This window comes from Sodalinema sp., assembly GCF_046483825.1.
Lineage (GTDB): Bacteria > Cyanobacteriota > Cyanobacteriia > Cyanobacteriales > Geitlerinemataceae > Sodalinema.
The window spans coordinates 1-6,872 of the sequence record NZ_JAWOCL010000263.1; the positions used below are offsets into that span (position 1 = coordinate 1).

A 6,872-nucleotide genomic window follows, 5' to 3' on the forward strand; every position below is an offset into this window, starting at 1 on the left:
TCTTCCTCACGGGCGAAGTCTTCATCATCTTCATCAAACTGAGGACTGATGCGACCGCTAAATTGTAGTATTTCGTAAACTTCTCGGATTTCGCGTTTGGTCTTTTTACCGAGTTTACGTTTTGTGAGGATTTCCTGAAATAGCTCGTGAATTTCGCGATCGAGCGTTTGGGCTTGTTCGTAAATCGTTTGACCGTGAGAGAGCATTGATCGCGCAATTTCTTGAATCTGTTCAGTTAAATTAGACAGTTCTGTTCGCTTGCGCTTAATTAAGGTCAATACCTTTTTTTGCCGTTCTTCCAGAAACTGGAAACGGGCGTCTGGAGAGGTGGACGCTAGGGTAGTTTCTCGAACCTGATGAGTGCCTTTTTTCTGTTTCTTTTTTTTAGCCATCTGTATAATTCCCTACGGCGGTTCTGATCATACCGCCAAATCTCCATCAATGAAATAGTCCGTTGCGGCGGGATTCTCGGGGATAACAGTTGATGCGATCGCTCCCCGATGTCAGTTTACAAGTTCTGGCAACTCAGACGGATGAGCAAAAGTAATCTGCGATCGCCTCAAGATAACGACAATAACCCCAATACTAGCGGCAACGTGCCAAAGGCCAACACCGAGGACATGGCCACAACTCGCGCAGTCCGCACAGAATCGCCGCCAAACTCCTTCACCATCAAGAACGAACTCACCGCAGCGGGCATCGAACATTGCAACACCAACACCTGCAAGTCTAATCCTCCCAACCCCACTAAATGCCCCATACCATAAGCCACTGCACCACCGCCAAGCAGTCTCAAACCACTGGCGAAGAGGTCATAGGGACTTAGACGTAGAGAACTTTGGGAAATCTCTATCCCCAACACCACTAACGCCACGGGGATAGTTCCGTCGGCCAAGACTTTCAGGACGCGATCGAGTTGAAAGGGCAATTCAAAGGGCAGCAGTCGCAGGGCCAGGCCAATCAGCATCGCCCAGATTAAAGGCAGTTTCAGGGTGAATTTGAGGGCATTGGCGAACCCGCCGCCTTTGAGAATGGCGGGACCCGTGGAAAAGACCAGGAGACTGGAGATAATCAGCACGATCGCCGCTCGATTGAGTCCGTCCTCGCCAAAGGCAAACAGACTCACCGATAAGCCCATGTTGCCCGTATTGGGAAAGGCACTGGTGGCGATCGCACTTTTGCGGACAGGGGCAGGGAACCGCAAAAGACCACTCAGCCCCCAAGCAATGGCTCCCATAAGGGCGTACGTCAAAGAAAATGCCAAAAATAACCCTTTAGCGTTTTCCAGGGTGATTGGGCTGCGATACAGGGACTCAGCCACCAGGGCGGGGGTAAAAATATAAAGGGTAATCCGCGAGAGACTGACTCGGTCGAGGGCAAAGCTTTTCCCGGCCCAGAAGCCAATCAGAACAATGGTGAGAACCGGAAGAATGGCGGAGAGGATCGCAGTCATAGGTGGGGTGGCGAAGGGGAGAACGGCGGGTTTGGCATACTAAGGATAAGCTTGTCACCCATGATGGAGGAATTTTAACCATGGCGATCGCCACTGCGCCCACTTCAACTCAACCGACTCGCACCGCCGAAGACTATCTCCGCTGGGAAGTACAACAGCCAACTCGCAATGAATATCACAATGGAGAGATTGTCGCCATGAGTGGTGGAACCCCAGCCCATAATGAAATAGCCGGCAATTTGTTTGTCTTGTTAAAGCTTGCCTTGAAACGCCAACCCTATCAGGTCTTTATCACCGACCAACGCCTCTGGATTCCCCAACGGAACACCTACACCTATCCTGATGTGATGGTGACGGGGAAACCTTGCCAATTGCAGCCGGGACGCCAAGATACGGTGATGAACCCCATTTTGCTGGCTGAGGTTCTCTCTCCCTCGACTCAGGGCTATGATCGGGGTGAAAAGTTTGCCGCCTATCGTAGCCTCGACACCGTCGAGGACTATCTCCTGATTTATCAAGACCGCCCTCTGGTTGAACATTACGCCAAGCAAACGGCCCAACAATGGTTATTGACTGAATATCAGGGCTTGGACGCGACCCTAGCCTTGGGGTCTGTGTCTCTGAACCTCAGTTTGAGCGAGTTGTATGAGGCGGTGGAGTTCCAGACCTCCCTTGAGGCGACAAATCCCCCCACTGAGGATAATTCTCAGGATAATCCTGACGCTGACGTGAGTGAGTCCCCGGAAACTCAAAAAAATTCTTGAAATAACGGCCCGGCATCATGTTATACTCGTCTGTAGACCCGGACTCATGCAATTACAACGCCCAAACCTTGTCAGGACCGGAAGGTAGCAGCAATACGGGATGCTTGTAATCGGCGTGAACTCCGGGTCGCCTCATTTGACCCTCACTTAACCCTCAATCCTCGCCCCGTCACCCCAACTCTGTGGTTAGGGGGATTTAAAATCTCGCAATGTTGATTAAATAAACAACATTATGGCTCTGACCCAGCGATTGACCCAGCGATCGCCCAGGGAGGACGTTCGGTTATCCGCCTCTCCCAGTTGATGGATGAGGGGTCGAACCCCCCACCCAGTCTTTTGTTCAGCCAATTGGCGATCGCCCAAAACCTAAAAAATCCCCCTTGGAGGAGTCAGAGAGTCCTTAGAAAACCGACATCTATTTGTACGGTAGAACACAGTTTTTAGCCAAGTTTCCGGATGTCAATTTTTGACAGATTTCCCAGATATTTTAGTGAAGAAACATTACAACTTCGTCAAAATCTCCCAAAAACAGGTTGAAAGTGATGAGGGTTAGCACCATGGTTTGACGCAAATCACTAAACCTAAATTAAAAGCTCCCTATACTAACGTTAGTACCTCAGTTCGTGGCGATTTCAAGAATATCAGCGCCGTCAGCGTCAAAACCTGACCGGCGATCGACTGATTCAGATGGGGGTTGAGCGAACGAGGTCAAGCAGGCGATCGCCTGCGATCAGGATCACAAAACGAGGGACGTTCTCCGAATCATCGGACTCCCTTAACCCCCCGTTAACTCAAAGGGATTGAGACGAGCGACCATGTCTAACACAACTTCTTACCAACCCGCTAAATCTGACCATCGTCCTAATAAAACCGGAGCCACTGAACCCATGACAGCCCAAACAGATGCCCCAAGCATGAACAATTCCAGTCTCGAAGAGAGTGAATTGGACGCCACATCGGGCATGGAAGTGGAATACGCCGAAGCCGATGAGTCCATTCGCGGACACCGAACCACCACCGATCTCGTGCGGTTGTATCTTCAAGAAATCGGCAAAGTCAACCTATTAGGACGAGATGAAGAAGTCTCCGTCGCCCAGAAAGTGCAGCGATACGTCAGCTTGCTGGAAGTGCGACAAACCGCAGCCGACGCCGGGGATGAGATCATGCAGCAATATGTCCATCTCATGAACGCCCGCGATCGCCTCAGTTCCCAACTTGGCCATCGTCCCTCCCTCGAACGTTGGGCCAACGAAGCTCAGATTTCCCTCTCCGACCTCAAACCCACCCTCAGTCAAGGTAAACATCATTGGGCGAACCTCGCAGACATCTCCGTCGAGGAACTCGAAACCATCCAAACCGAGGGAGTCTATGCCAAAGCGCATATGATCAAGGCCAACCTAAGGCTCGTCGTCTCCGTCGCCAAGAAATACCAAAAACGAGGTCTCGAACTCTTAGATCTAATTCAAGAAGGAACCATCGGCTTAGAACGGGCCGTCGAAAAATTCGACCCCACCCGAGGCTATCGATTTAGCACCTACGCCTATTGGTGGATTCGCCAAGGAATTACCCGAGCCATCGCCACCCAAAGCCGAACCATCCGCCTCCCGGTGCATATCACCGAAAAACTCAACAAAATCAAAAAAGCCCAACGTCAGTTCTCCCAAGATAACGGTCGCACCCCCACCATCAACGACATCGCCGAAGAACTGGACATGACCGCCGACCAAATCCGGGAAGTCATGTTACGAGTCCCCCGCTCCATCTCCCTCGATGCCAAAGTGGGTAAAGAAAAAGACACCGAACTCGGAGATCTCCTAGAAACGGATGACGCTTCCCCCGAAGAGTTGTTAGTGCGTGAATCCCTACAACGGGAATTGCAACAACTCCTCGCCGACCTCAGTAGTCGGGAACGGGACGTCATCCGTTTACGCTATGGACTTGGCGGAGAAAGCCCCTATTCCCTCGCTGAAATCGGTCGCGCTCTCGATCTCTCCCGCGAGCGGGTCCGTCAGATTGAAGCCAAGGCCCTGCAAAAACTGCGTCAACCCAAACGACGCAACCGAGTTCGGGACTTCTTAGAAGCGTTGGGTTAGAAGTCTTGGGTTAGAAGTCTTGGGTTAGAAGCCTTGGGTTAGAAGCCTTGGTTTAAACCGGGGTCGCCAGTAAGCCCTCAAGTTTGCCCAAAAAGGCATCGGCTTGGTCAAACCAAAACTCTGCGTTCCAGTAGACAAAACAACTGGTTTCACAGACGAGGAGGAGTTGGCGGGCCTCATCCCAACTGGGGTCTCCTGGAGTGGCCTGTTCAGCCACCTGACGGCTGAGCGCGTCAATCCTCAGGGCGATCGCTTGACGGCGATCGCCTTCGTTCCAACTATTATGGCCGCCAATCCAAGAGCCGCCCGTTGTATTCAGAGACACCGCCGTTGGCGTTTGTCCGTCGAGATGGCGATCGAGATATTGGCTCACCGTCAGCATCTCCACATCCGCCAACTGGGGCATCATCTCCACCAACGGTACAAAGGTATTTTTGAAATACTCAAACATCATCACATTGCCATTTTCCCCATCCGAGGTTGGCACAATCAACGGGGGACCCGAGAGCTGTTCGCGCTCAAAGACCTCTAAGCGATAGCGGATATCATTCAAACAGCCATCCGCATTATGACCACTTTGCTGACGGATTCCCATATCCGTATCTCGCACCACACAGAGGATCGTTTCCGTCTCTCGGGCCGCCTCAACCCGTAACTCATGGACTTGATTTTCCAACTGAGGCGTGGTCCAACCTTCTCGCCGAGACAAGGCTGAGGCTGGCAGAATCAGCCACTCATAGCCACAGCGTTTGAGAAGTCGGATTAAGGCGATCGCCCGTTTCGGATCTCCCATCATCCCCATTTCCGGCAACCAAAACCCCTTCACTCGCTCCAGGGCCGCCGTTCCAAACAAATCTCCAAAAACCCGTTTCCAGTCCATAATCTGGGCTTCCCAGTCCCGTTCCGGTGTCGTCGGGAAATAGCAGTGACTATACGCCGTCCCCGCAAACTCGATCGCCTCAGGATACTCATTAAGAGCCTCCCGCCACAGAGCAATCACATCTCCGAGGGGTTCTCCATCGACATGGCGATTGGCAAAGGTTCCATCCTGAGAGAGTTTCGCCAACTCCTCGATGAGAACCCCAGAATAGTCCACCATCATGCGCGGCTGAAGTCCCCGTCGAGACAAGTCCAGGGCATACTTGGCCGGGTTCTTATAAGCTTGAGCAAACCACTGAGCGTTCCAGCCTTCCTCAGAGTTGGGATCACCGTTGAGCATTTTCTCAAGATTCCCCATCGGCCGGTGATTCCACCAAATCGGGGGTTGGTGCATATGGAGCCAGGGGACAAAAATTGCGTTCATAGGGTTTAAAGAAGGGAACAGGGAACAGGGAACAGGGAACAGGGAACAGGGGAAAGAAGGCAAGAGGCATGCAAGAGGCAAAAGGGAAAACACCAACACGGCCCACTATCGAGGATTAACTGCCTCCTAACAGTCGTTGGCGGACACTTTCGGCGATTTGGTTGCCAAGATAGTCAGGAATAGCGCATTCGTTGGGGCCGAGGAGATAGAGAATCAACCGAGTTCGTCCTCGCCAGACGAGGAGGTTGGCGTTGACGACCAGTAAATCCTCCTGCCAGATGGCATACATTACCTTATAGAATAACCCCGGTTGGTTATCCGCTTCGATCAACAGGGCCGGAAGGTGGAAAACTGGATCTACATAGAACTCCGTTTCCACATCTTCCAAACCCGCATCCAGGTTAAACTCCACCGCCAACATCTCTTCAACTTCAAAATGTCCCGCGAGGGCCTCTCGAACGGCGCGGGCCACATTATCCGCCGTTTTTTCCGTCAACGCCTGGCCCCCCCGAGAGACAATTAGCTTGACAAATACCAACATAGGGGGTGCGATTTGGCCATAGAGACTGAGGCTGTGAATCGTCAGTCCGTAGGCGGCCAGCACGCCAAAAATATCGCTGAGCAAAAATGACTGATTGCGGTAAGCAAAATGGAGAGCGCTTTTTGAGCCTTCCTGACGTAATTCAATGACGGCTTGTCGGGTTTTGTAGAGGTGATAGGCCAATTTAAGGTTTTGCAGTTGGATCTCGCTGCTGACAAACTGCTCATAAAACTGGGGAAAAGCCCGATTGAAGCGCTTTAGGAGATCGAGAGTGGATGATTTTAAGCCCGCAGCCATAGTCACCGTTAACTGAACTTGTGAAGAGAATTGACGCTCGTGGACGCTGGTGGGTGCGATCGCCCACTCGGGTTGTACTACCATGTCGGGTGAATCCCCCATACATTTGCGGTCTATCCTGAACCCAAGGAGAGGACGCTACTCTACTTTAGGCGATCGCCCGAGCTTGGAAATTCGATCGGTTGAATTTCTTGGAAATTGACGGGTCTAACGGACATTCCCCGGATATAATGAACCATACCGGGCATCCGTCCAGCCCGAGAACGTCTAATCAGCACGCTACGACACCTGCATGGGTTTTTTGAAAAGCATTTTTAGCAGTTCGGATTCGGCTTCCCCATCGCCGAACGCGATCTCCCTGGAGGAGTATTCAGCACCCGGAATGAGCGATCGCCTGGGGACACAAAGCCGAATCTACTTT

At 51.9% G+C, this 6,872-nt stretch carries 5 protein-coding genes, 1 other RNA gene and 1 pseudogene; 3 read left to right on the plus strand and 4 right to left on the minus strand.

Features of this window, described 5'->3' with window-relative positions; translation table 11 throughout:
* Together R6U67_RS16760 and R6U67_RS16765 are read right to left on the minus strand one after the other, a co-directional pair.
* Positions 1-392: pseudogene (locus R6U67_RS16760) on the minus strand (molecular chaperone DnaJ); the annotation flags it as partial.
* Between the two features lie 167 nt (positions 393-559).
* A complete protein-coding gene (locus R6U67_RS16765) occupies positions 560-1,453 on the minus strand; it encodes an AEC family transporter (RefSeq protein WP_410253613.1) in 894 nt (297 codons plus the stop codon).
* 80 nt (positions 1,454-1,533) lie between these two features.
* On the opposite strand from R6U67_RS16765, the gene R6U67_RS16770 reads away from it, so the two are divergent.
* From R6U67_RS16770 to sigC, 3 genes are all read left to right on the plus strand, one after another.
* Positions 1,534-2,217, plus strand: a complete 684-nt coding sequence (locus tag R6U67_RS16770; RefSeq protein ID WP_410253614.1) for a Uma2 family endonuclease — start codon at positions 1,534-1,536, stop codon at positions 2,215-2,217.
* Positions 2,218-2,252: 35 nt separating this feature from the next.
* An RNA gene (gene ffs / locus R6U67_RS16775) (signal recognition particle sRNA small type) lies at positions 2,253-2,349 on the plus strand.
* Between the two features lie 755 nt (positions 2,350-3,104).
* Positions 3,105-4,310, plus strand: a complete 1,206-nt coding sequence (gene sigC / locus R6U67_RS16780; RefSeq protein WP_410253615.1) for an RNA polymerase sigma factor SigC — start codon at positions 3,105-3,107, stop codon at positions 4,308-4,310.
* 52 nt (positions 4,311-4,362) lie between these two features.
* On the opposite strand, the gene R6U67_RS16785 is transcribed toward sigC, so the two are convergent.
* Positions 4,363-5,613, minus strand: coding sequence for a glycoside hydrolase (locus tag R6U67_RS16785; RefSeq protein ID WP_410253616.1), 1,251 nt, complete (start codon positions 5,611-5,613; stop codon positions 4,363-4,365).
* A gap of 115 nt (positions 5,614-5,728) precedes the next feature.
* Complete coding sequence (locus R6U67_RS16790; RefSeq protein WP_068789680.1) at positions 5,729-6,451, minus strand: hypothetical protein; 723 nt, start codon at positions 6,449-6,451, stop codon at positions 5,729-5,731.
* Positions 6,452-6,872 lie beyond the last annotated feature (421 nt).

What these genes read in the sequence shown, in the direction of transcription:
- R6U67_RS16765 (WP_410253613.1), bottom strand. Translation starts at nt 1,453, where the DNA reads ATGACTGCGATCCTCTCCGCCATTCTTCCGGTTCTCACCATTGTTCTG.
- R6U67_RS16770 (WP_410253614.1), top strand. Translation starts at nt 1,534, where the DNA reads ATGGCGATCGCCACTGCGCCCACTTCAACTCAACCGACTCGCACCGCC.
- sigC (WP_410253615.1), top strand. Translation starts at nt 3,105, where the DNA reads ATGACAGCCCAAACAGATGCCCCAAGCATGAACAATTCCAGTCTCGAA.
- R6U67_RS16790 (WP_068789680.1), bottom strand. Translation starts at nt 6,451, where the DNA reads ATGGCTGCGGGCTTAAAATCATCCACTCTCGATCTCCTAAAGCGCTTC.
- R6U67_RS16785 (WP_410253616.1), bottom strand. Translation starts at nt 5,613, where the DNA reads ATGAACGCAATTTTTGTCCCCTGGCTCCATATGCACCAACCCCCGATT.